We start from the raw sequence: 25,783 nt of genomic DNA, 5'->3' as shown, positions 1-25,783 counted from the left end.
ACTTAACAATTAATTATAGCAGTCGAAGTAAAGCTTAAAACATATTTCTGTTCCCTGTTCCCTGTTCCCTGTTCCCTTTAAAACAAAATACTGTGTCCTAAACTATACTTCCCTTGCTATAAAAATTAACTAACAATTACCTGATCTATAGAAGCCCTAATTTTCTGAGCTAGTAGCTCTACATGGGGGTCTTTGAGAAAACTCCCTGGTTGGTCATCTAAGTGCTTACCAGAGATTTCCAGGATTTCCAGGTTTCCAGTAACTAACTCTATCCAGCCTTTTTGGAGTTCTGGAGACTGGGAAATCCGCTCACTGGTCAAGAACATTGTTACTGGGTTTGGATAGTAGCGTTTGGCCACATAATTTTGTGAAGCGAAGGTGTTAGCTTCTTGGACTTTGATGATTTGGAGAGATTGCGGTAAGGAAATCCCAAGGAACTGATATAACTTAGAAATAAGCTTTAGGAATTGCTGTTTGATTACGTCTTGAAAACCTCTATGAATCAATCGCTCAAACAGTCCCTTTAATCGGTCACTATAGCTACGTTGATAGGGACGTTGGTTTTCATTTGTGGAGAATTCAACAGGACTAGGTTCAAGTAGAGCTAGCAGAGCAACTGTTTCACCGTCTAAGCGGAGCAGTTGAGCAATTTCCAGAGCAATCTTACTTCCAAAGCAGTATCCTGACAGAAAATAGGGACCGTTGGGCTGAATAGTACGTATTTCCTGGAGGTAGCAGCGAGCCATATCCTCAACTGTGGTCAGGGGAGTCTGTTTGCCATCGAGACCTAATGATTGGAGTCCATAAAAGGGTTGCTCTGAACCTAAATAACGTGCCAAATCTCGAAAGCTGAGAATGTTACCACCGGCTCCATGAATACAAAATAGAGGGGGCTTGGAACCATTGGGCTGAATTGGTACTACTGAAGACCAAGGTGCTGCTCCTTGGTCTTGGCGCAGCTGGTTTGCTAATTGGGCTACAGTTGGAGCCATCAGCAGAGAAGCTAAGGGCAGTTTTTTCTGGAAAACCTTCTCAATCTCAGCAAACAGGCGCACGGCTAGGAAAGAGTCTCCTCCTAGGTCATAGAAGTTATCTGTAACACTGATAGATTTGATTCCTAAGACGTTTTCCCAAATCTTGGTCAGTTGACGTTCTAAGTCATCTCGGGGAGCAACAACGGTGTTGGATGACTCTGGCTGAGGTTGGTCAGGGGCTAGCAGAGTACTGTTGTCTTTTTGGGCATCATCTTCTTGGCCCTTGTGCCTTGGGATGTCTTGCTGGTCAGGTGTTTGACCATGGCATCCATCCCAATCCACTGATACACCGGCTTCCCTGAGCTGTTCTACGGTAGTGAGCAAGAAGCTTAGATCCGATTGCTCCTGTCGTGGATGACGTACTGACGTTAGCACCAGCTGCTCAACGGCTTTCTGAGAGTGTCGTTTAGTTAATGTGCTCAAGGTTCGCCCAGGCCCTACTTCTAGCAGGATGGTCTCTGGTTGTTTCAACAGCTGTTGCACACCTTGAGAAAATCGCACAGTTTGCCGCAGATGCTGAGCCCAATAGCCTGGATTGACTGCTTGCTCCGCTGTAATCCAAGTGCCAGTAACATTAGATAGGTAGGGAATTTGTGGAGGCTTGAGACTAACCTGTTTTACCTGGTTGGTGAAGGAGTCCAAGATCGGTTCCATCATCTTGGAATGAAAGGCATGGGAGGTATGTAGCCTGCGGTACTCTACCCCTTGTTGATCCAATTGGTTTTGTAATAATGCGATCGCATCAGTAGGACCAGAAATCACGGATTGGGATGGCCCGTTAATCACTGCTAAGGATAGTTCCTGACCTAGCAGGGATTGCACCTCTTGTTCTGGTAAAGGAACAGCAAGCATGGAGCCAGCAGGCAGTTGTTGCATCATCTGCCCTCGAAGGGCAACCAGAGATAATGCATCCTCTAAGGAAAAGACCCCAGCTACACAGGCTGCCACATATTCACCAATACTGTGACCGATCATGGCTTGGGGACGGACTCCCCACGACATCCATAACTGAGCTAGGGCGTACTCGATCACAAACAGGGCTGGCTGGGTAATAGTAGTCTGTTTCAGTTGCTCTGTGGCCTGATTAGTCTGTTCCTGCTTTGGGTAGAGTACATGGCGCAGGTCAATGCCCAGATGGGGTTTGAGGAGTTCTGAGCATCGATCAATCAGTACACGAAATGTTGATATTTCATGGGTTAGTTCCAGCCCCATATTGACATATTGTGCTCCCTGTCCTGGAAACATAAATGCCACCGGCTGAAGCTTGGGCTGTTGGCCATTTATGAATAGTTGTTTGGGTAATTGTTTTGGTAGTTGTTTGGGTTGGCGAGTACTCGGTTCTAACACATCCCTGATTTCCCAGCGTTGCTTAATAATGGAATGATTTTAACAGTGAGGTAGAATAGGCATCTTGCGTGGAACTGGCATCTTGCCAGTTTCAATGTCTTGATGCAAAGCGCGAGTGGGGGAAACCACGGCAGTCGCTCATGGGGGAGACCCCCTTTGGCGGCACTGCCTCCCCAAGACCGCGCTGCATCGCTATATTTCCGGGCGGGCAGGATGCCCACTCTACGAATATTCATTCAAAGATTGAGCAACGCTGATTTCCCGGTTGCTGATTGGCTTACGTGCGGGAGCGATGATTGCTCAGATGTAACAGCAAACGTTAACTAATATAGCAAACCTTACTTATTAAACTAAACTAGTTTAGCTTTTTTTTATAATTTCTGCAACACTTAGTCTGATTTAATCAAAGATCATTTCAATAGGCGACAGCGTAATCTCGAAGTATTAAATTCGAGCGTTTGTGGGATGGGCATGCTACGGAAGGTTTATTTTAAGCTGACAGCTGACGCTATATCTTCAGGAGGCTACTTAAAGGATATCTGAAAAGTTTTTTGATACTGCATTTTGCCCCCCTAGCCCCCCAAGCGAGGGATTGCTCGCTTGGGGGGAAGAGTCAATTGGCTTCTAAAAGTCCCCCGAGCGAGGGATTGCTCGCTCGGGGGATTTAGGGGGCTTGGATGTAGCAAATTAGACTTCTCAAACAACCTCTTAAGCCCAGGCCAAGCGGCAATAAACAAGCATAAAATAAATAAAGGTATCATAGTATACCATATCCTTTTGATTTCTTGTTTGTTAAGTTTCTTAAAATCATGAACTTTTTTTTCGATAGTATTCAGAGAATACTGAAGGTTTTGGAGCTGTTCACTATTGGCCTTTAATTTAGTTTGGGCTTTCAATAGTTCTGACTCCAGGTTGTCAACTTGCAGCTGATTATTATTCCTAAGCTCAGTAAAACGCTGCTCAAAACTTTTCTGGGCTTGCTCATGGCCCTCTGTCAGTTCAGTAAAACGCTGCTCAAAACTTTCCTGTGCTTGCTCATGGCTTTCTGTCAGTTCAGTGAAACGCTGCTCAAAACTTTTCTGGGCTTCGGTGATTCCCTTGATTATCTCCTTTGATTCTGATTTTAATTCCTCAAAATTTTCCTGTTCTCGCTCATGGCCCTCTGTCAGTTCAGAGAAACACTGCTGAAAATTTTCCTGTTCTCGCTCATGGCTCTCTGTCAGTTCAGAGAAACGCTGCTCAAAACTTTTCTGGGCTTGCCTTATATCCTTTCTTATCTCCTTTGATTCTGAATTGAACTGTGAAACTTTTTCAACATATTCTTTTAATTTTGTGTAGGTCTCAGCAAGATTTTCAAATTGGCTTTGAATCTCATCTAAGTTTTTCAAAACTCGAGCTGCATTTGAAAAACGACTTCTTAGTTGCTCTAGCTCTTGCTCAATTTTCTCAAAATCAGTTGTCATATTTTCCATAACTTGTTTACTGATCTAATAGTTTATGAATGTGTTGGAAGCGGTCTTGTATTTTTTTAGTGTGTTCTTGAATAGAAATATAGTTGTCACTCAATTCCTCTAAGTCCTCGATTTGCTGGAAGACCCAGCTGATCCGATCGGCCTCTGCTTGTTTTTGTGGAAATAATTCAGCTAGCACATCGTAATTTTCTTGATTTTGTGAATTATCTATCTTTAGATGTGAACTTAGTGGATCTAGGAGTGTTACATCCAATCCTTGGCTATCGATTGAATTCAAAATATCCTGTAATTTTTCCCTGTGAAAATCTTGTAACTTTGATGATGAAAACCCTGAAGAATATAAAGTGCGGCCAAGGTCGATTAATTGATTTGTTATAAAAGCATTTTTTTGAAGCTCTACAGTGTCGGATAACTCCCCTAAGGCCGCAGATAAACTCTGGGCAATAGGTATAAGTTGTTGATCATATCGCATTTCCACAGCATTACAAAATTGTTTAATTAAATAGGAGCTGTTTTCTTTTAGAGGACTGTGTAAGTGTTTACCAGTCTCCAGTTGCTTAAGGCGTTGCCACAGAGCATCATCCCGTTGTCGATTTTCTTTGTCACTCAACCATCGCTGGTATAAAACTTCGATATGTAGGCTACGAAGCGCTCGTCGTCCTAAGTTTTGTGCTAATGTGTAAGCCTCTCGTTTCGTCTCTTCATGGTTGTCCAGTAGAAGTATCGCCATGATCGCAAATGCTGCATTAATTTCAGGTTTTGAGCCATTGTCCTTCTTCCACTGCTTCGCTGTTTTAAGCTGTTTTTCGGCAGGTTCGCTATTTCGAGCTTCTTTTCCATAGGCTCCATAGGCATCATTATAATAATGACAGAGGAGTCGATTGAGATGATTACTATAATCATCTTTAGAACTCATTAACTGTTCACTTTGTCTCCATTTTGTATAGTTGCTTAACGATAGCCGTTTCAGTCCAGGATCGCGAAGTTGCTTGGTCATCCAGGTAGGTAGGTCTAAAAACTTTCGCTTTTTACCAACTGGGACAACCGTAATTAACTTTGGATCTCCTTTAATGTGCCTTACAACTTCAACAGAAAGCACATCTCCCGGCTGTAGAGATTGGTCATCGTAGATTTCACAGTCTAGAATAGCTTGGGTCGTTAACGATTCTACCAGATATCGCTGTTCGCCTTTATTAACTGTCTCAGTATTCTCCAATACCTTCTTCTCCAATACCTTCACTTGCAGTGCTTTGCCAACACTCAGTTTCTTAGACTCTGCAGATACATCGGGAACAGCGAGTACAGAAACGTATACTCTTCGGGGAAGATGTGTTTCTATTTTTCTTACCTTAAATAATCCCTTTTTATCAAATACACGACGAAACTCTTCAACTGATAGAGTTGTCCATGCTGCTTGCTTAATCGGAAACCAGTAGAGGTTGCTTGTCTCAACAGATTGGCAGATTAATCCAGGGTCTTCCTCACCGTCCTTTTGTAAGACCATGTCTAAAGATTTGACAAAAATGTCTTGGTTTCTAGACTCATCGTTGAATCCAACCTTAAATTTGCTATTCTCCTCTCGGCGTAACCAGATAGAAACTTGAGCTTGTTTCAATTGTTCCACAGCCGTAAGGTAAAGGGATTTATCGAGTCCAGGAAAAATCTGTTTCATGGGCAGCGGAATTAACCCACCACCACATCGCAACATAGCCATGTATCGATCGGGTAAGAGACCCACAAACCGAGCTAGGCTGATACAACCCGGATCAATTAACCCGGCATCTTGCTGATAGCGCATTGAAAAGTATAGCAGATGCTGGTTTTGACTTTTGTGACAACCTTCAACAGTGACTGGTAAAGCTCCACCAGCTATACGAATCCAATTTTTTATCTGATCCGATTCAAGTAAAAATTTTTCCTGCTGTTGACGAACTAATCCACCAGTAATCGGATGATTTTTCCAGGATTTTGCCTTTTTTCGGTCAAGTAAGGGTGTCATTGTCTCAAAACCTAAAACAGTGACGTTGTCTTGAGCGTCAATTCCCAGAAGCACAATATCATTGCGTTTAAGCTGATCATCTGCGGGCTCAGATGTTGCCGGAATACCTTCCATACCATTATTTTGGAGAGTTAAGCACACCATCCGCCAGTTGGTATTTTGCTCGGCAAAGGGCAGTTTGAGTTTAAATTCACCGCAGCCAAGGGTTATTTCTCCTTGCTTTTCGTCTGGAGGCTCCAGGACTGGTAAAAAGCAACGAAGTGGTTCGATAGCATGGTGGCGAGCTAATCCGAACCCATTGCGGGGACCAGGTATCCAGTTTTTTAAAGCAACTCGATCAATGCTTAGGGGATCGGTGGAAACCAGTTCCAGCTCAACCCGATCCCCCGGTGCAAATCCCTGCCAGTACATCAAGTCGGCCAGAGATTTCAGTTTATCGTTTACACCGGAACGCCAGACAATGAGTTGGACTGGTAGCTCGACCAGGCGTCCTGGTGCTAGTTCAATCCACAGACTTGGCTCTGAAGATTTAGAAATTCCTGCTACTGGATAAGAACTCGATCCACCTCGTTGGTTCAGTGCATAAATTAACTCCTCAACTGGAAACCCAAATGTCCGAAACTTTGATTGAGTGTACCGCAGTTTCAGTTGTTGGTGATAGGATTCGAAAAAAATTGGTCCGGTCCAAACGCTGTGATTGCGATCGGGCAGCTCCTCAAAGTTAAAGTCTTGGATTTCTGGAACCCAAGTAAATGTTTCGTTGTCGTGATAACGCCACTTTTCTGTATCAGCTCGTTCGATAATTTTTTGTACCGATTCGTCTGCGAAGGAGAGTAAATGCCAAGAGAGGTTAGAATTTGCTGAAGTTTCAGGCTCGGAACTCAAAAGCTTGTACTGAACTGTTAAACTATTTTCGGTTCTGACTAGCCAACCGTAGGGGAATGTATTGGAGAGGGGCGCAATTCGGTATTTGTCATCTGGGTTTTTGGCTAAGCCCATGATCTTGGGATGATTTGTCGCCATTAAATCGTTTATTTCTTCAGATAGGCTGTTTCTCGACTGATTTTTGTCATAGCTACCGGGACGAGCAATAATATTTGGCAATCCACCAATTGTAAAGCTGCTGTTACTTAGCCAGTTTTTCGGTTCAATTCGCTGCACATTGTTTGTTGGCAGCACCACGACAGGACGAATGTCCTTTGAAACATACTCAGTATCTCCAAATGCTGCACGGGTGATGCGTAAGGAACCCTGAGAAAGTTCAATGCGAACAACAGTACCTCTTAGTAGCTTGTCGGGTCTTTCTTGAATCTCATCGTGCTTCAGTTGAATGAACACTCCAGGCTTGTATTCAATTTGCACTAGCCCTTGGTCTTCTGCTTTTACGATCGTTGCCAAGAGTCCTGCACTGCCAAGATTTGAAACCGCTCCTTTCAGTGCCGATGCTTTACGAGTTGGAAGTTTGTTGTCTTCCAGAAGCAAAAGGGATGTCATGCTTTTCTTATCTCTTTTAAAGAGTTTTATTAATAGCATATCATCTTTAAAATAGTCTTCACCCTTTGTTTCATCAACCTGCTTAAGAATATTTTCTCGAACTGAGAAACTCCGTCGCAATACCCTTAGCTTCTCCGCATCTTTGCCAACATCTTTTGGATCAAATCCTCTTGGGGGCTTGAGGGTCAGCGCCATATCGTTTTTGCCCGATTTGATGATTTTGTCTGCCATCAGGAAGACTAAATCACCCTCAAGCAAACAGGCACCATTTGAGGATTCGATAAATGATAATTGCACATGCTCAAAATAGATAGCTCTACCATTACTGTTCCTAAAACCCTCCTCATCTAAGCGTCCAAAAATTACAGGATCTTGTTTTTCATTATCCAGCCATTCTTGATACCGATTTTCCAATAATCTTTTTCGGCTCTCAGGGGTGAGGTAGGCACGGAATTTCTTGGTTTCAAACTTGCGCTTCTCAGCGATCGCGTTTTCGTTAAAACCATCAATATAGGAAATGTCTAACTTTGGCTTGTCTTTCTTGTCTTTGGAGATGTTTAGGTGAAGGAGGTGGACAATTTGATATTTGGTTCTCTGGGAATAAAGTTGTCGTGCTTCAGACCACTGGAGACCTTTAATATTGATGATATACTGGTTTTTTTGTTCTTCAGCTTCATTGATCTGCTTTTCTTTAAAAGAAATAACTTTAACTAGATCGCCATAAAATAGAGAGAACTTAGATTTACTGAATGGGCTGTCATTAAATTCCAGTTGACTTTCTGGAACTTGTAAAGTTTCTCCATATCCCATTTCAAAACGGTGAACTATTTCTGTCTCCTCGTTGAGATTATGTAGGTCTTCAGAATCTACAGGACCTACATAATATAGATGTATATCTTTATCTTTCAGAAATACCTTAGAATCTAAGGCAGGTGCTTCACAGTGATGGACTCTGAATTCTTCAAGAGTCATGGGTGGCACTGAGCGACAGGATGCCGATATTTTTTCCGGTTCTTGCCGTAAACAGATCCTAGCTTGATCTGAATATTTACCTTCTATGATAAATGTACCCTGATCTGGTGCTAGTGGTACCCACAGCGTCCATTTACGACCGTTGGAACCTTCTTCTGGAACTCGGATCTCATCCTGGTCATCCTTAGCAAGCCAAAACCCATATTTATTCTTGTGTTTAGCAAAGGTTGCTTTCAGAGGTTTAGGTGGTTGTCGGAAGTAGTCTTTTAGTTTTTGTCGCCACACATTGCTGTCACTACTCGTGTCTTGTTGTTTAATCTCACGTTTACTATCACGAATGGGACGCAAATCAAAGCGGCGTCGCAATACATATTTATTATCCTCTCGTTGCTCGCCCAATAATCCAATCCGACGAACCGTGACACTGCTATCGCTTCTTCCTGCTTGACAATGACCGACCAACAATTGCTCATTAAAGTTGAGGATTACTCGTCGGTACTCAGAGGAGAGTTCATCACAATAGGATCGAGGACGGGCAGTATTGCTTGTACGATTGTCTTTCCAGAAGGTATTTTCTTTAAACCTCAGTTCTTTAGATTCGTTTTCTTTACCTATCGCTAGATGATCATGCTCTTTAGGTCGATGGGGTAAGCACACTAGTTCACCAGGTTTTGACTGTGACTCTGCAACTTCCAAATGCTTTCCATCCCTAGAATCCACTGTCCCCAGATAGTATAGCTCGTTTGATTTACCACTTTTCCAAGGTTTGAGCGACCATAGTGCTCTGGCGCGAATGTGGGGTTCCTTAATGTGAAATATCCATTCACCATGACATCGTTCACCAATAATCTTGTAGCCAGAATCAATACGAAGTTCGTCAAGATTATCAATCTGTAGCCCCTGCTCCTCAGGCTTACCTTCCCTGACTTCCCAAACCACTTGACACTGGGTTCCCTGTTTAGGATCGGCTACATTCGTCAGAATACCTATACACTTATTATTGTTGATGGCATTAGGGGGAATGGTGACGTTGTTGACTTTAGGAGTATTGTTTTCATAATAACGCCATTCTATCCAGAAAATTTCTGCCTCTCGATTTTCGCCAATATTAGGTTTATCCCGATGTTCCAGGGGAAGCATTGTCAGGGATGCAGCTTGCACCCATACTCGCAGTTTTTCACTTGTGAGACAGGGAACAAATCCATCTCCTTCTCGATCAAGCCATCCCAACGCTCGTTCGTCGAGTGTAATACGAGGTCCTGCTTCGATGTACTTTTTTTCTGGCAGGTTGAGCCATCGTTGAAGGAAAGCAGCCCAGTCTCCATTTTGAAGGCTAATTTTGTGATATGGAGGCAGTTCAGCTATCACAGTAGGACTTTGCCCTGTGGCTTCATCCCACCGAGGGTTGAGCATATCTGCATTTTGTTGTTTGTATGAAGGTCTCTTATTATTATCAGCCCACTTAACTTTGATTTGATCAGGATAACCAGGAATAACTACTTTGTCTGGAATACGAAAGAACCAGTTACCTTTGTTGTCGTTTTCAGCTATTGCTCGTTCATTTAATTGCTCTAATCGATCGAACAATCCACGCCACTGAATGTTGCGATCATCAAAGGGACTGCTTAAATTAGGGTAAAACCTGCCAATTTTATCAGAATCGACAGCATCAGTTACTAACCTCAGTCCCACCTGACCAGCTTCAAAGTCTAGAGTGACGGATATCAGCAGTCCTACTGCCCCATCTGTGCAGTTTTCATAAGTCTCGATCTTATGGGCTAATGTCTCGGCATCATCACCCAAAAAATAATGCTGTTCAATCAGATAGTTCTCTCCAGGTTGACGAGAAAACCGCCATGCCTTCTCGCCAAATTGCCCGCTCGTTTCTTTAATTAAGGTCAATACAGCAACTTTACTAGGCTCCTGAGAATGAAATATTTTCGACAATAGATCCCTTAGTTCCCCATCGATTGGTATCCATCCTTGCTGCGCGTCTAATCTAGCCAATCCTTTGGGCCGCTTTACTGGTTGGGATTGTTCACAATGATAACGAGATATATCAGCATCCCAAAAACGGAAATTATCCTCTTTTTTTACGACTTTATCAAAAATAACTTCTTTGATATCCCCTATTGTTTCCTTGTGTGTTAATCGCTTGATTGGACTTTCCTTTACATACCACTTCTTAGTATCTTCCTGCTGCTGATAGATGGAGAGCTTAACGTAATCACCAGGTTGTAATTTATCCTCATATAAGTAGGGGGGGTATAGTATAAAAAACTTAAACCCACAGTCGAAAGTGTATTTCCACCGATTAGCTTGATCAGTCTCAATTACATCGACTACTACAGCTAATACATCAAGGGGAAAGTTATTTTCAGAACTCAGTTTATGAGTTTCCTGGGGAATTTTTTCAAATAAATTTGTGATTCCAGTAGTATCAAAATCTTCGTAGAATAGTGTGGCTGTGAGGCGATTAGGATCGTAATTGATAGCCTTGATTGCCCAGTCTGGAATTACCGGCTCATCGGAAGGTTGAATAAGTCGTTTTTGGTCATTTCGGATTTCTACATCAAACGTTTTTGCTCGAATTGTAGTATTAGCTTGTCTCTCCAATGATGCACGACGCAGATTTGCCAGAGTTTCACCCAGTTCACTAAAGTCGTCTGTGTTTTCGGGAAGACTGCTGAGATAGAGGAGTCTCGTTACCCATTTTCGGAAAATTTCAATGTCTTGGAACTGGTGATACTTGTGTCGTGGATCTTGAGGGTCACGAGATTGATTCCAATCATTTATCAAACCTTGATAATGTATTTGCTCCCTTGTATCTTTATCCAAACGATTGGATATCATTGGCAACAAGGCTATCTGTAATTCTTGACGAGCAGAGGTGGTTTCTTGGAATATTATATCCTCACTATCTATAGCTTCTATATCGTCGTTTTCAGTCCGATAAATCCGTCTAAACAGTTTGTTTAGTTCATAGATATTGCCATATTCCAAAAGCACAGAAGCAATTAGAAGTTGTTCCTTTGAGCGTTCGTTTAAAATTGGGCTATCCAAAAATTCCAGCAATCGCAAGCGAGTAAACCGATCTAGCTCCTTAGCCTGTCCCACACTATTGAGATAATACTTCAAGTCATCAAACTTTTGCTCCAAAGCTTCTGGCTCAATCTTATAATTGCGGTCATAACCGATGGCATCTAGAAGCTCTAATGTGTAAACAAGTCGATTCGATGACTCCTCACTGGGAGAGCTTCCCCAATTAACATTGTCATTCTCCCACTGCAATTCTATCCATTCCTCTGGACTCAACCGGTCCTTTGGGTTTAACCCATTTGTCAAGAGGAGTTTGCGATGATGCACTTTCCAGGTAGTTCCGCTCTTAGTATTAGATTGTTTAGTTTTCCAGTCCAGCTGATCGTCCAGCGAAAGATCGTGACGAGGATGCAAAAATCGGGTAACTAAGGCAGCTTTCTGTCTTTCTAGAGATTTCTGTCTTTCTAGAAATTTATTCAATTTCGGTCTTTTTGAAAATAAGTGGTGTTCTATGGTGTGGAGAGAGTAAACATACGAAATCAGATCGATCCTGAGCCATCGCCCTGAAAGATCATGGCTGACTGCACTAGGGTAAGCGTCAGTGATCCATGAAGTCATGACTTTTGGCAAAATTGAGTTCAGAAAAAACTTTTCCTCCATTGGGATGTTGAAGTCCTTGTCTTGACGGGATTTTTCGTTATCATAAAGATCGACAAAAATTTCAGGATCGACTGACTCAAATTGCCCAGTACCGACTAACTTAATCTGCCGCTGGGCAAACCGAAATAGTCCCATTAATGGAGGTGTGAGTTGAGGTGCTTCACCCTTTCTGCAACGCCTATCAACTGTGGCAGTCACATCTGAAGCATGAGCAATAAAACGAGCTGCAAATTCAACTTGATTCCAGTTATTCTTGTCCTGTGCTAACTTTTGCAGCAGCCGAATAGCGACAAATGCACTGCCCATCAAACGGACGAGTAGGGTTGGCTCATCTGCAGTCGGATATGGGTTGTAGTTAATTGTTAATCTAATCCAGGGGGACAAGAAAAGCCGCTGATACTGATACTTTATAAAAAATCTAGTTTTTGTTTCTACTGTTAAGGAAATTCCCTCAAAACCTTGCAGAGCCAAAAGAGATTCAAGTTGCCCTTTGACTTGTTTTGTGATATCCGTTATAGAACAACTTACGTTCAAATAGTTTGGCAACTTAGTTGGTGGATCCCAGAATTTTGCTAACTCATTAGCCGTTGTTGCTTCATCAATCCGTGCCGCCAGCTCCCATAGAGTGATCTGCCAGTAGAAAATCGGCAAACCCTCCGTTCGATTTGGTGTGTTCTGAATACCCACTCGACGGAATAAAGCATCAAGCACATGGCGATCAAGATCAAGTATGGGAGATTCTTGAATCAAATTACGCAGCTCACTCAGCGTCCGCGATTCGGAAATGATTTGCTGGCATAATTCTTGTGCTGCTTTAGAGTTCTGATTGCCAAACCGTACAGCAGCATAAGTGTGTAAAAGATCTGGCTCAGCTTGTGCTGCCACAGATGCCTGTTGCCCAATCAAAGAACGTACCTTCTCCAGAGATTCAGTCGATGTTAGAGAAACAATCAATGCCGAAAGCCGAAATGCTAAACGACCAAATTGAGACTCCAGCGCCGCTTGCAGGAATGAAGGAATAGGTGATAAATTTTTATCTTGATCATTTAACTCTGATTCATCTTGATCATTTAACTCTGAAATAAGTTCATCAATGAATCCTTCATAATTCTCAATTTTATCCGCCAGAATTGCCAGTACAAAGGTTTCTGTGAAAAACGCTTTCAAGTCCAGATAAGGTATGGACATTAACTGCCGCTCTGGTAAGTTTTGGCTATCTTGAATAAGTTTACTAATAACTTTGATGATATCTTTGCTGGCATATAACTGATTGGACAATGCCAAGTTAATAACTTGGTGGACTGCTTCTTCTACTTGTTCGGATATGCCATCAGCTAGGTAATTAAAATATTGCCTAATCTTTGTTTTGAGAGTTTTCGGAAGATTTTCTCGATGCAGTGATTTGAGTACAGCAGGCAATGCATAAATTTGCATTCTGTCTTCTATGCACTGTAGTTCGTCGTAGGCTATATAGAGCAACTGATGATTAGTTTCTGGATTTTCTAAAGTTTCCAGAATTGATAAAAAGGCTTCTGTATCTGACAAACTGGCGCTTATACAACAACAAAAATACCATTCAGCAAGCATCAATAATACCTCTAGGACTGATCAACGTTCAAAGTGAGTAAGAATAAATCAAAGGGCGTTTACGGCGACAATCTAATACTTGGCGTTCTTTATCCTGCCTTTTTTTAATTTTTTGCCACTCCTGGGGTGTACATAACCCAAAAATGGCACGCTTTTTGGGGTGTAATAACAAAATTTCAGAAATGCTACTTTTAGTAGGGGGACTGGCTGCTAGTAGCCAGCAAATGGCAGTAGGGACATAACTAACTGGAGCAGCTTTAAATTTTTCTATTGCTTTTTCGAGCTTGATATTTGCTCGAAGGGCAAATTCAAATTGTTTAGCATCATTTTTACACAAAAATGAATCTTCCTGTTCCTTTGTGTTTTGACAAAAATTATTAAAGTCTTGAAGAGTGGGGTAACTCACAACTAGCTTATTAATAAGAGCTTTAAGACTACTATCAGGTTGATCATTGTATTTTCGGAAAAGCGCCAAAGTCAAGTTTTCTAATTTTAGATTTTTGGTCTGGTGAAAATCTGGATTGAGTATGCCATCTTGACAAAATAAGTTGAAATCAAATTTATCAAAATCAATGGCATTAACCCAAACATACATTAGTGTATCAGAGAGTAAGTCGGCTTCGGATATAACAACCAATGCTGCACGAACTGCTTCCAAGACTTCGCTCTTAACATAGTCCCTAACCCATTCATGAATACACTTACTTTTATATTTTAAAATAAAGCGAAGCAACTTTTCATAAAGTTTTGTTACTTTCTCTTCGGAGGTGATTGCCTTTATGTCTAAAACAACATCTATCGCTGTGATGCTTCCACAGCATTCTTGCAATTCTTCTTCGGAGTACTGATTTTTTAATTGTTCGTATAATTGGATTATGTCTTTATCTAAATCTTTTTGTGAATAGCCACACTTAATTAGCTCTTGATCAATCCATCGACAAAATAAAAATCCAGGTTTTAAGTCCCTAATTGAAAAATTATTGCTTTCAGGTTCTAAATATGATTCATTTTTGTGTTCAAAAAACCGCCGATAATCTAGATGCATTAACTCGATAGGAATTTTTTGTCCGCAAACTTTTCTCAGTTGACTTTCAATATCTTGAAGACTATGAGTAATATCTTGAACACTCTGAGGGATATTTTCATCACTGGAATAAGTGATATCGATAACAATTGCTACTGATTCATTAGGAAAAAGCTGACTGTTCAGAGCTTCGCACCAATCTTGAATTTTGTGCAAATACTTGTTTATTTCTTGATAATTAATCTTGAATAAAAAACCGGGTATACTTAAAGGAGGAAAGTCATTTACCTTTAAGCTATTAGCTGCTTCACTACTAAAATTGACTGCTACATCTAGAAGTTTAGACTTCTTATCGGGAATACCATAGGACTTACTTAAATCAAGTTGAATCCATTCTCTTGTGGGCGGTTCCGTAGTCAAGCCATTAGCTTTTACTGCTTTAGATAAAACCAATTCAACATTTCGCAAAGTTTCATAAATTTCATCTTGCTCAAAACCAGCTAAAATACCGATGAAGCTACTACGCTGTAACCCCCAAATTGTCCCTATGTCGAGAGGCATTAGTCGGAAAACTCGGTTATCCACAAAATAGGCTGGTCTTGCTTTGGGTTGAGAAGGTGTATAGTTACCTAAACCTAATATAGCTTCTAAATACCGTAGTTTTTGATGATTACACGGTGACGATGATAATAGTTTTAGAATTGACCAAAGTATTTCTGTATTTCTACTTTGAACTAATCTATAAATTAAATCAACAATAAAATCATGTTCTGTTATCTCTACATTATTGTGTTCGGGTTTTAATTCGATTTGAATTAAAAATGTTCTGCGACTAGAGCTTGAGCTGCACAAACCAGAGGATTTAATCAAATCCACCAATTTTTCTTGATCTTGTCTATCCAGTAACTCTGCCATATCAATCACAGTTTAGCTTGTCTTTGATGGAGTTTAATTCAGACTTAAAACCAGGAACGTTAGGAGCAATTATCTGACAAAGCTTACAGAGTACCACAAAGTTTTGAGTATTGTGCAGTTGAAAAACTAATTGCATTGCAAAATCACGAGGACTAGTATTTTCTATGAACTCTATATCAGATGGATCGAGTTGTATCGATATACATAACGCTCTTCGTGAATCTACTTTACTCACTCTACCACTTCTTTTCAGAATATCTGCTAACGTTTCAAGATCGGAATGATTCAATTCTTTTATTCCTTCTACTAAAACCGGACTCTGAGACTCACTGGTTGAATTTTGGCCAGAACCTACAGTCTGGAACAAATAGCCATCTCGCACGCCCATGAAGATTACAGGTGTGGCAAAATCTCGCTTTCGATATTGCGTTGAATTCAGTGCAATCGTGCGCCGACCAACCTGTGCTGCTATATCCACTGGATCGGTTTGTGCTAATTGTTGATAAAATCGACAGGCAAAACGACTGGCTGTAATGTTAGAGACTGCGTACTGCATTGCCAAAACCACTGGAATATTTTGCTGTACCACCATGGAAGCTAAACCAACGAAAGCCTGTGATTCAGAAAGCATTCCCCCTTCGCAAGCTTGTAACAAAACAATTCCAGGTCGATGTTGGTTAAATAGTTCGCTGAAGTAATCTGCGTCAACCCACATGGATTCGCCGTAGTCATCTACAAGGGCAAGTTGCCCAACTTCCCGGTTTTCTTCATTCTTAAAACGACCATGCCCGATAAAGTGAAAAATATGCGGCTCTTTAGCCAAAATAGCATCAATAGCTTCAGGATTAGCTGGATTAACAGTGGGTAATAGCTCAATTCTATCTTTTTGGGCTAATTTTTGTAAAGCGACTTGTACTTTTTCATAAACAACTGGCGACCCATCTTGAGGTGCAGATACAACCAAGGCAATCCGCAATTTTTCATTTTCTTCTAACTGAATCGACCGAGGAGGCTGCCACTGAGAACTACGACGATAAAAAATAAGATTAGGTGCTGTTGCCAACCAAATCGTTCCTGAATTCGCACGTTGGGGCAAACATATAAATTCCCAAGGCAATGCTGCGATGTCTGGCAGACTTTGTGCGTCAATTTCCAGCTCGACCCGTAGCAGCCGATCGTCCTGATGAACAACGCGATTGTAAAAGTCAACAAAATCCTGACGAAGTACATCATCAAACAAGACATCAAACAAGGCTTCTCCCAGCACTCTCACCTTACCGGAATCGTTTAACTCATCATTCTGGGCAGATTTCAGTAATGCCTTGACCTGTTCAGGGAATTCATCTAAACGGCGAAGTGCTCCAGAAGGGCGACCTAGAGATTGATTTTGAGCATCCCACTTTTCAACTTGTACGCGATCGCGATTCGCCACACGGATATGATAGGTGTGGTAGGTCATTGCTGACTCCTTTGCAAGCACTTTCTTCGGTCAAGTTTTGGGAAGATCTAAGGACCATTCCTCAGATATCCCACGAGCCAACTGACGGGCTGCTTTGTCTTTCTGTTGTAACAAATTTTTGAAGCGATCATCTAGTTCGCGAAACACGTCACCCAGATTGGCAGTCAACCAGTTCATATTCGCTTCTGCCCAAGCAATCCCCCGCAACTTGATAGAGTCTGTTCCTTGAGGAACCTTAAACACCGTAGCAAATTCAACGGTTGTCTTCTTTAGCATCTCTGCATCCTGGATGTACCAGTAACAGGTAGAACCCCCTTCACCCACAGCAGTTATTTCCGAGCGACCCGCCTCATAAGTGAATTCTGGTACAACAACAAATCCCTTTAGCTTATTTTTACTAGCAATATTTGCCTTCCAGTGTCCAGCAAGATTGGCAAGTTCAGTCTCTTGAGTCCCATCAACCCCGACACTCCAATTCAGGTTTTCATTAAGACCCAAGGTCATTCCCACGCCCCATTCCATCACAGTTCGCCATTCGCTTTGGGGGAAAATGGTCTGGACAATGGGTTCGCTCTTTCCTTTAGGACTAAAGTCTAACTCGCAGCACAACCACCTAAATTGTGCTCCAGGTTGGGGACGCAGATTTACAGTGAGGCTCATAGAGTAAAAGTCATATTCCCCACGCATCTGTTTCCGGAAAATCGGAGTTAATTCAACCCCAGCTTCTTTGAAGGCTTCTTCCGTCAGGAATATCAACTTATTCCTAGGGTTGCCAAAGCTGATCTCGGTTTGCCGCAGACCCTGGACTGCGGTGGCACCTACAGGTAGCTTGATACCACCAGCCAGCTGGCTTTCCCACTTGTTGACCTCTTCAAATAGTTCCCTCAGAAGAATATTGGCTGCTTCTAAATCAGGTGGAGAAATTCTTTTGGACATTTACTTGACTTTGCGCATGGGGGAAAAACCTTTCTCAACCTAACTTTAGCAAATTTTATACAACTGGTAACTAAGGATCAACAGTATTTTCGCCCTGTCCTGGAAACATAAATGCCACCGGCTGAAGCTTGGGCTGTTGGCCGTTTATCAATAATTGTTTCGGTAGTTGTTTCGGTAGTTTTTGGGGTTGGCGAGTACTCGGTTCTAACACATCCCTGATTTCCCGGTTGCTGATTAGGTTACTTGCTTTGCCGTTACGTGCTTAGGGATTACTTGCGAGAGCTATGATTGCTCAGATCTAACAGCAAACGTTAACTAATATAGCAAACCTTACTTATTCAAGTACTACAGTATAGCTTTTTTTTGGGATTTATTCAATACTTACCCTGAAAACAGCGATGCAGAGGTGCGACCCGTGGCGAATTTAATTCGCCTACGGAAAACGCACCAAAGCCCAACCTGCGGGGGTTTCCCCCACTCGCGCTTTGCATCAAGACAGGGTAAAACGATTTACTGTAAGCCAACTCAGCGCGCTGTTTGAGATTTTTTTTGAGATTTTTTTGATCAATTAGGACTTACCCATTGCCCCGGTTGCTCCACCAAACTTAGTATATTTTTTGATTACTACCCACCATATTTGGTGGGTTAGCAGGCCAAAACCAACTAAACTTCGTAACTTCTATAAATCCTGGAACTTTAATCATCAAATCTACGTCTATAGATAGTTTATTAATTTAAAATAGCTAATTGTTTACCCTACTCGATAGATGAGTTCACAATTTTTTCACAAAGTATGATTAACCTGTTAGCCAAGTCTGATTACTAAAGTCTGATCACTAATCAGATGTTGCTTCAGCTCAATTTAATTGTTGGAGGTTTGTCAATGAACTCGCTCAGTTCCACGTCGAGCATCGTTGAGTTGATTGAATGGGATATACTACAAGATGTAGCAGTTGATTGACAATTGATTGACCGCTGTTGACAACATTAACTTTTTTTAAAATCTTGAATTTTGACAGGGATTTTAATATATTGTGTGAAAGGTTGATTAAATAGCAAAGCCATCGTTAAACCGTTTGGAAAACTAATGGTGATTATTGCATCTATGGTCAAGTTATTCGTCATCAAAAATCCTGAAATGCTAACAGATTATGGCACTTTTGACAAGTTGGCACAACCGCTTCAACGACCGCCTAAAGTTCAGAGACTATTTATCACACAAATCCTAAATGTGTAGGGGACACAGCGTGAAGCGTGTCACATCCCCTCTGCTTGGTGGTAGTGTGTTCCAGAGAAAAACCATCAAATCAAGTCTGACATTTCTTGATGCAAAGCGCGAGTGGGGGAAACCACGGCAGTTGCTCATGGGGGGAACCCCCACATGAAGGCACTGCCTCCCCAAGACCGCGCTGCATCGCTAACAACCGCGCTGGAACGTATTATACTTAATGGTTTTAAGGGTTTGTGGATAAATACCATCTCAGTGATGGCAGGTGATAGTCTATTGTCAAACTGCGTCAAACTAACAGAGTTTTGACAAATCATGGCCTAGCCTTATCCTATAAATCTACTTGATTGATAAAGCAGCTTAAGGTAGGCAAAAGGTAGGCAAAAAAAATTATCGGGTTGATCTACCTCTCTTGATGCAAAGCGCGAGTGGGGGAAACCACGGCAGTTGCTCATGGGGGGAACCCCCAAGACCGCACTGCCTCCCCAACACCGCGCTGGATCGCTTTGATAGCCGTTTTTTATCGGCTGTTCGGTGCGTTTTCGTGATTAAACTCAGTTAGTCTAAGTAACTCGTGAATTGGGAAGGCAAATGTTTGCCGTTGTATACTGTTAGACTGGGGCATCTAAAATGTTGAAACTATCAATTCTTGGTATCCGTGGCATTCCCGCCCAATATGGTGGATTTGAAACTTTCGCGGAACGGCTGTCAAAATATCTTGTATCTCAGGGATGGGAAGTCACAGTCTATTGTCAGGAAGAGCACAAAAATCAGATGTTTGAAGAATACTGGCATGGTATTCGTCTGGTTCATATACCGGTCCCGTATGGTAACGCAATGGGATCGATAATTTTTGATTGGAAATCTACATTACATGCGCTCAAGCAAAAGGGTATCGTGCTTACCCTTGGCTATAACACAGCCATCTTCAGTATTTGGTATCGCCTCAAAGGAATTACCAATTTTATGAATATGGATGGTCTGGAATGGAAACGCAGCAAATGGAGGCTTCCTGAAAAAATTTGGTTATATCTCAATGAATGGGCTGGGTGTTGGTTAGCTAACAGTTTAATTGCTGATCATCCAGCAATCAAGAGTCATTTATTGACCCGAAAAGTAGCTTCTGATAAAATTACGGTTATCCCTTATGGAACCGAGAAAGTTGTTGATGGCGACTCACAACTTTTAACCGCGTATAATCTGGCTCCGAAGGAGTATGCTTTGGTAATTGCCAGACCTGAACCAGAAAACTCGATTCTAGAGATTGTTTCTGGCTTTTGCAGGCGACCTCGGGGTCTTAAATTGGTGGTGCTTGGTCGCTATTTACCTGATCAGGTACCCTATCACAAACAAGTTTTAGAAGCAGCCAGTGATGAGGTGATATTTCCTGGTGCTATCTATAATAAGTCAGTGGTTAATGCCTTGAGATTCCACGCACGACTCTATATTCATGGACATCAAGTTGGTGGCACTAATCCTTCTTTAGTAGAAGCCCTCAGCGCTGGTCAACCGGTTCTGGCAAACAATAATCGCTTCAATCGTTGGGTTGCAGGACCCGGTGCTCACTATTTCAAAAATGAAGCGGAATTGGACAAGAAACTGGAGATACTGCTAAATGATGGTGATGAACTGCAAAAAATGAAACTAGCGAGCAAAGAGCGCTACGATGAGGAATTTGCTAAGGATAAGGATATTAAAGCCTACGAAAGGTTGTTTTTATCCAAAGCTAAGCAGCTGCGTAAACTAGCTTTGTTAACTTCTCCAATCCCTGAAATAGAGTGATAGCCTTCATAAGTTGAGCTACTTAGTTGGGCTAGCTGCTCGGGGAAAAATTTGGGTTAAAGGGTAACGAGTAATGGGTAAAGGGTAATTTTAGAAACCTTTACCCATTACTTTATTTATTTTGAGCGGTCAGCGGTCAACAAGCCTTAATTACCTCTTCCAAGGTGGTAGTGAAGTTTGGATAGGAGATGGCAGCCGCTTCAGCACCGTGAATGGTAGTTGTACCTTGGGAATTGAGGGCTGCGATCGCTAAACTCATGGCAATGCGGTGGTCAGTATGACTATCCACGTCTGTACCGGTTAAGGGAGTACCACCGATAATTTCTAAACCATCGGGCAATTCAGTGACCTGAGCTCCCATCTGGTTCAACTGGGATGCCATCACGGCTAAGCGATCGCTTTCCTTAACTCGCAGTTCTGCTGCATCCCGAATGATAGTAGTTCCTTGGGCAAAGACTGCTGCTACTGCTAGAATCGGCACTTCATCAATCAGGCGGGGAATCAAGTCACCCGCAATGGTGCATCCTTTTAGGTTACTGTGACGTACCCGCAAATCTGCCACCGGCTCCCCAGCCACTACTCGCTCATTTAACCGCTCAATATCAGCCCCCATCATGGATAGGGCTTCTAAAATACCTGTACGGGTAGGGTTGACACCGACATTTTCCACAATCAGTTCTGAACCCGGTACAATAGCTCCGGCTACTAACCAAAAGGCAGCTGAGCTAATATCACCAGGAACAATTACGGTTTGCCCTTGCAACTGAGCCGGTCCTGTGACGGTAACACTATTGGTTTTTGGGTCAGTAATAATTTGAGCGCCAAAGGCTTTGAGCATCCGTTCGCTGTGGTCACGGGAGAGGGCTGGTTCAGTGACAGTTGTTTGTCCTTCGGTCATTAAACCAGCGAGGAGAATACAGGATTTTACTTGAGCTGAGGCGATGGGAGAGTGGTAGTGAATTGGTTTAAGAACCGAGCCTTTAATGGCCAGGGGAGCGAGCGTTGCACCTTCACGCCCCCAGATGCTTGCTCCCATTTGTTGTAGGGGTTTCACCACACGGGACATCGGACGCGATCGCAAAGACTTGTCACCGGTTACAGTAAAAAATCGGTCAGCAGCAGAAGCGAGTAGTCCCAGCATCAGACGTAGGGTAGTACCCGAGTTACCTGCATTTAAGACATCAACCGGTTCTTGCAGTTTCCCTAGTCCTATACCCTTAACAATCACTTGTTCAGTATTAAGTTCCGAGATATCTGCACCCAAAGCACGAAAGCAGCTAGCAGTGCTTTGGGGGTCTTCTCCCAAAAGTAACCCTTTAATGGTAGTTTTTCCTGACGCGATCGCTCCCAACATTAAGGCTCGATGGGAAATCGATTTATCCCCTGGTATCCTTATAACTCCCTGCAAAGATAGACCAGATGTTGGGGGATTTATGGTTAACGTCTGTTGATTTTCGGTGGTAGTTAGGGTGACTAGATTTGCTGGCAAGGGCATAGACTTCGGTTACATTACCGTGCTGAATCATAACCGATTTTATCAAAATTCTAGGTATTACTGAGATCTGGCACCCTTGTGGTTAATCCTACGGTGGGCAGTGCCTAGCAACGTGCAAAGCCCAGCTTGTGAATCTGTCTGATCCACTGCCCACCCTACATGAACTGAGATCTGGCACCGTTGTGGTTAATCCTACGGTGGGCAGTGCCTAGCAACGTGCAAAGCCCAGCTTGTGAATCTGTCTGATCCACTGCCCACCCTACATGAAGTTGCTGCCCAGAAGCAATCACCGTTGCTCAAGCCAAGGTTTCTGGACAATATCCCAACCCCATGGTAAATTGCTCGCAAAAAGCTTCTATGTCGCTCTGGTTTGGACTACCATGAGAAACCACAGCAACTTGGTAGCGACGCATGACCTCTACCGGTGACTGTCCGGTTTCCAGACTCCACAGAGCCATTTGCACACGAATGTCTGGGCTGTAGGGAATCCCCAACTCGTTCATATAAGCCCGAAAGTCTCCATGTTGTTGAGCGGTTAAGGGTGTGTCCATCTTAACCTTAACCACCCAGCCATCAATCCGATGAATCACCGTGGCAAATTTGATAGGTAGCTGGGGCGAGTCTTTTAGATACTCAACGACTCGCAGAGTTAGACTGGCATTAGCTAAAAAGTAAAGGTAATCCATAGAGAGGAGTTAGTTAGTAACCAACTGAGGCTTGATATCCTATGCTATATCTTTATTTTCGCAAGCCAGGATTGCTCACGGACAGGGGATATTCCCCCGATCTTAGATAGGGGATATTCCCCAATTTACGAATAACAGCATGACAGGGATTGACAAACAGACATCCAAGCACCAAATCGACCAATTAGTCTCGAGCTATGACTATGAACTACCCGAAGAGCAAATTGCCCAAACACCCTTGAGCGAGAGGGATGGTTCACGACTGTTGGTGGTAGATTCACCAACTCACCATAGCCACCATATCTTTAGGGAATTACCTGAGCTATTGCAACCGGGTGACCTATTGATCCTCAATAACACCAGGGTTATCCCCGCTCGACTCTATGGGCGTAAATCAACTGGTGTGCCTGTGGAGATTTTGTTGTTAGAAGAGCGACCACATCAAGAACTACAGGAGGGACAACACCAGAGTTGGCTAGCTTTAGTCAAACCAGGTAGGCGTCTTAAGCCAGGAGCAGAGATTTGGTTTACTCCCTCATCCGACCTTGGGCTCAACGATAGTACCGTATCAAAACACCTAACTACCCCCCTACCTCCTCTTAAAGCAACTGTTCTGGCAACAGATGAAGCGACCAGTGGGCGGATATTGCAGTTTGATTTCCCAGAGGGAGTATCCTGGGAAACCCTGTTGGAGTGGTATGGCCAGGTTCCTCTACCCCCCTATATCCAAGACTCTCAAGCTACCCCAGACCAGTATCAGACTATTTATGCTCAAAAGAATGGTGCTGTTGCTGCTCCCACCGCTGGACTCCATTTCACCAATCAGCTGATGGAAAACTGCCGCCAACGGGGAATTCGGCTAGGGTATATCACCCTACACGTGGGGGTTGGTACATTTCGACCTGTAGAAGTGGAGGATATTACCGAGCACGACATGCACGGAGAGTGGCTAGAAGTCCCCCAATCAACTGTGGAGCAAATTCAGGAAACTAGAGCAACCGGAGGTCGAGTGATTGCTGTAGGCACAACGGTAGTCCGTGCTTTAGAGGGAGCCGTTGTGGATGGGGAATTACAACCCTATTGTGGTAAGACTAACTTATTTATCTACCCAGGCTATCAGTGGCAGGTAGTGGAGGGATTGATTACCAATTTCCACTTACCTCGGTCGAGTTTATTAATGTTAGTTAGCGCCATGGTAGGCAGAGAGCGGTTACTGACCTTGTACCAGGATGCGATCGCTCTTAGTTATCGCTTTTATTCCTTTGGTGATGCGATGTTAATTTTGCCAGAAGCTAGAGATGTCCCCAGGGAACAGGGAATAGGGAGTAGGGAGTAGGGAATAGGGAGTAGGGAGTAGGGAGTAGGGAGCGGTGCGACCCGTGGCGAATTTAATTCTTAATGGGTCAAGCGCACTCCCTGGGAAGAGGTAAAAAATCCTTGTACCTGGTTACTATCAGAAACCCTATCAACAATAATTCAATTTTGAACTTATATACCAGATTTTTAGCAAAAAAGATAGATCCAAGCGCTGGGTTTTTTCCCGAGTTTCAACGATACCGTAGCTATGGCCGTTAAATTTGAGTAGGTGATACCACCAAAGAGAACTATGTCTAAAACCATGACCTCTGCTGTTGTACCTGATACTCCTTTACTGCCAACTCAGTATGAACTTCCCTGTGATGACGGTATTCCGATGGAAACTGAACGACATAAACTCCAGATGCAAATGCTGATCGATCCCTTATTGCCTTGGTTGGCCGAGCGGGAGGATGGCTATGTGGGCGGTAATATGTTTCTTCATTTCAGTGAAGCACAACTTAAGAATCAAGACTTTCGAGGTCCAGATGTCTTTGTAGTGCTTGGAGTTCCCAAAGGCGAACGACTTAGTTGGGTAGTTTGGGAAGAAGGTAAAGCACCTGATGTGATCATTGAACTAATTTCTGAGAGTACAGCCAAGACCGATAAAACTACCAAAAAGCTAGTTTATCAAGACCAAGTCAGAGTACCGGAATATTTTTGGTACGACCCGTTTAATCCAGAAGATTGGGCGGGATTTAGCTTAGACAATGGAGTCTATCAACCTTTAAGTGAAGATGAACAGGAGCGACTAGTTAGCGAAATATTAGGGTTAGCCTTAGTGCGTTGGTCAGGCTTTTACAAGGATGTGGAGGCCACTTGGCTGCGTTGGGCTACCTTGGACGGAATTGTGCTACCTACTCCTGAAGAACAAGCAGCGATCGCTCAAGAACAAGCAGCGATCGCTCAAGAACAAGCAGCGATCGCTCAAGAACAAGCGGCGATCGCTCAAGAACGGGCTGAAAAACTGGCTGCTCGCTTACGAGCAATGGGAGTGAATCCAGATCAAGTTTGAAGAATCACAAGAGGCAAAGGGCAAGAGTCGTCACCTAGTCGAGTTGATTAATAATAGTAGTTATGAGCAATTACTATGATCATCGATTTTGGCAAAATTAGTAAATCTTTAAAGTCTTTGAGCTGTGACATTTTCAACACCTAAAAAACTATAACTAAAACCAACTTTTGCCTCTTGCCTCTTGCCTCTTGCCTCTTGCCTCTTGCCTCTTGCCTCTTGCCTCTTGACTCTTGCCTCTTGCCTCTTGCCTCTTTCCTCTTGCCTCTTGCGATTTGAAGAGCAC

Annotated in this window: 12 protein-coding genes; 3 read left to right on the top strand and 9 right to left on the bottom strand. The window is 42.8% G+C overall.

Going from position 1 to position 25,783, the window contains the following annotated elements; translation table 11 throughout:
- Positions 1-125 precede the first annotated feature (125 nt).
- The 7 genes from F6K46_RS20255 to F6K46_RS20225 form a co-directional block, all read right to left on the bottom strand.
- A complete protein-coding gene (locus F6K46_RS20255; protein ID WP_293053703.1) occupies positions 126-2,381 on the bottom strand; it encodes an alpha/beta fold hydrolase in 2,256 nt (751 codons plus the stop codon).
- Between the two features lie 572 nt (positions 2,382-2,953).
- Complete coding sequence (locus F6K46_RS20250; protein ID WP_293053699.1) at positions 2,954-3,853, bottom strand: hypothetical protein; 900 nt, start codon at positions 3,851-3,853, stop codon at positions 2,954-2,956.
- Positions 3,854-3,860: 7 nt separating this feature from the next.
- On the bottom strand, positions 3,861-13,604 hold the full coding sequence (locus F6K46_RS20245; RefSeq protein ID WP_293053697.1) for a hypothetical protein: 9,744 nt from the start codon (positions 13,602-13,604) through the stop codon (positions 3,861-3,863).
- A gap of 28 nt (positions 13,605-13,632) precedes the next feature.
- Positions 13,633-15,552: a hypothetical protein gene (locus tag F6K46_RS20240; protein WP_293053695.1), complete on the bottom strand. Its 1,920-nt coding sequence runs from the start codon at positions 15,550-15,552 to the stop codon at positions 13,633-13,635.
- Entirely contained in the window at positions 15,545-17,002 is a 1,458-nt protein-coding gene (locus tag F6K46_RS20235; RefSeq protein WP_293053693.1) for a CHAT domain-containing protein, read from the bottom strand. Before F6K46_RS20235 ends, F6K46_RS20240 begins: the two co-directional genes overlap by 8 nt.
- Positions 17,003-17,032: 30 nt before the next feature.
- Positions 17,033-17,938, bottom strand: a complete 906-nt coding sequence (locus F6K46_RS20230) for a hypothetical protein (protein WP_293053691.1) — start codon at positions 17,936-17,938, stop codon at positions 17,033-17,035.
- A gap of 70 nt (positions 17,939-18,008) precedes the next feature.
- On the bottom strand, positions 18,009-18,149 hold the full coding sequence (locus tag F6K46_RS20225) for a hypothetical protein (RefSeq protein WP_293053689.1): 141 nt from the start codon (positions 18,147-18,149) through the stop codon (positions 18,009-18,011).
- A 1,647-nt stretch (positions 18,150-19,796) separates the two neighbouring features.
- Here F6K46_RS20225 and F6K46_RS20220 point away from each other — a divergent pair.
- The gene (locus F6K46_RS20220) at positions 19,797-20,948 is read left to right on the top strand and encodes a DUF1972 domain-containing protein (protein ID WP_293053683.1); all 1,152 of its coding nucleotides are present in this window, start codon (positions 19,797-19,799) and stop codon (positions 20,946-20,948) included.
- A gap of 136 nt (positions 20,949-21,084) precedes the next feature.
- Here the strand turns inward: F6K46_RS20220 and aroA are convergent, their stop codons facing one another.
- Positions 21,085-22,437 (bottom strand): 3-phosphoshikimate 1-carboxyvinyltransferase, encoded by a 1,353-nt coding sequence (aroA, locus tag F6K46_RS20215; RefSeq protein ID WP_293053849.1) that lies wholly within the window; start codon positions 22,435-22,437, stop codon positions 21,085-21,087.
- 302 nt (positions 22,438-22,739) lie between these two features.
- Complete coding sequence (locus tag F6K46_RS20210) at positions 22,740-23,129, bottom strand: hypothetical protein (protein WP_008188520.1); 390 nt, start codon at positions 23,127-23,129, stop codon at positions 22,740-22,742.
- A 139-nt stretch (positions 23,130-23,268) separates the two neighbouring features.
- On the opposite strand from F6K46_RS20210, the gene queA reads away from it, so the two are divergent.
- Both queA and F6K46_RS20200 read left to right on the top strand, forming a co-directional pair.
- Complete coding sequence (queA, locus tag F6K46_RS20205; protein ID WP_293053680.1) at positions 23,269-24,465, top strand: tRNA preQ1(34) S-adenosylmethionine ribosyltransferase-isomerase QueA; 1,197 nt, start codon at positions 23,269-23,271, stop codon at positions 24,463-24,465.
- 270 nt (positions 24,466-24,735) lie between these two features.
- Entirely contained in the window at positions 24,736-25,500 is a 765-nt protein-coding gene (locus F6K46_RS20200) for a Uma2 family endonuclease (protein WP_293053678.1), read from the top strand.
- The last annotated feature ends 283 nt before the right edge of the window (positions 25,501-25,783 follow it).

The organism is Moorena sp. SIO3E8 (assembly GCF_010692445.1).
Taxonomy (GTDB): domain Bacteria; phylum Cyanobacteriota; class Cyanobacteriia; order Cyanobacteriales; family Coleofasciculaceae; genus Moorena; species Moorena bouillonii.
This window is presented reverse-complemented; position numbering and strand designations above follow the sequence as displayed.

Excerpts from the sequence above, each read along its gene's own strand:
- F6K46_RS20250 (WP_293053699.1), bottom strand. The coding sequence starts at position 3,853 with ATGGAAAATATGACAACTGATTTTGAGAAAATTGAGCAAGAGCTAGAG.
- F6K46_RS20245 (WP_293053697.1), bottom strand. The coding sequence starts at position 13,604 with ATGCTTGCTGAATGGTATTTTTGTTGTTGTATAAGCGCCAGTTTGTCA.
- F6K46_RS20235 (WP_293053693.1), bottom strand. The coding sequence starts at position 17,002 with ATGACCTACCACACCTATCATATCCGTGTGGCGAATCGCGATCGCGTA.
- F6K46_RS20230 (WP_293053691.1), bottom strand. The coding sequence starts at position 17,938 with ATGTCCAAAAGAATTTCTCCACCTGATTTAGAAGCAGCCAATATTCTT.
- F6K46_RS20220 (WP_293053683.1), top strand. The coding sequence starts at position 19,797 with ATGTTGAAACTATCAATTCTTGGTATCCGTGGCATTCCCGCCCAATAT.
- F6K46_RS20210 (WP_008188520.1), bottom strand. The coding sequence starts at position 23,129 with ATGGATTACCTTTACTTTTTAGCTAATGCCAGTCTAACTCTGCGAGTC.
- queA (WP_293053680.1), top strand. The coding sequence starts at position 23,269 with ATGACAGGGATTGACAAACAGACATCCAAGCACCAAATCGACCAATTA.
- F6K46_RS20200 (WP_293053678.1), top strand. The coding sequence starts at position 24,736 with ATGTCTAAAACCATGACCTCTGCTGTTGTACCTGATACTCCTTTACTG.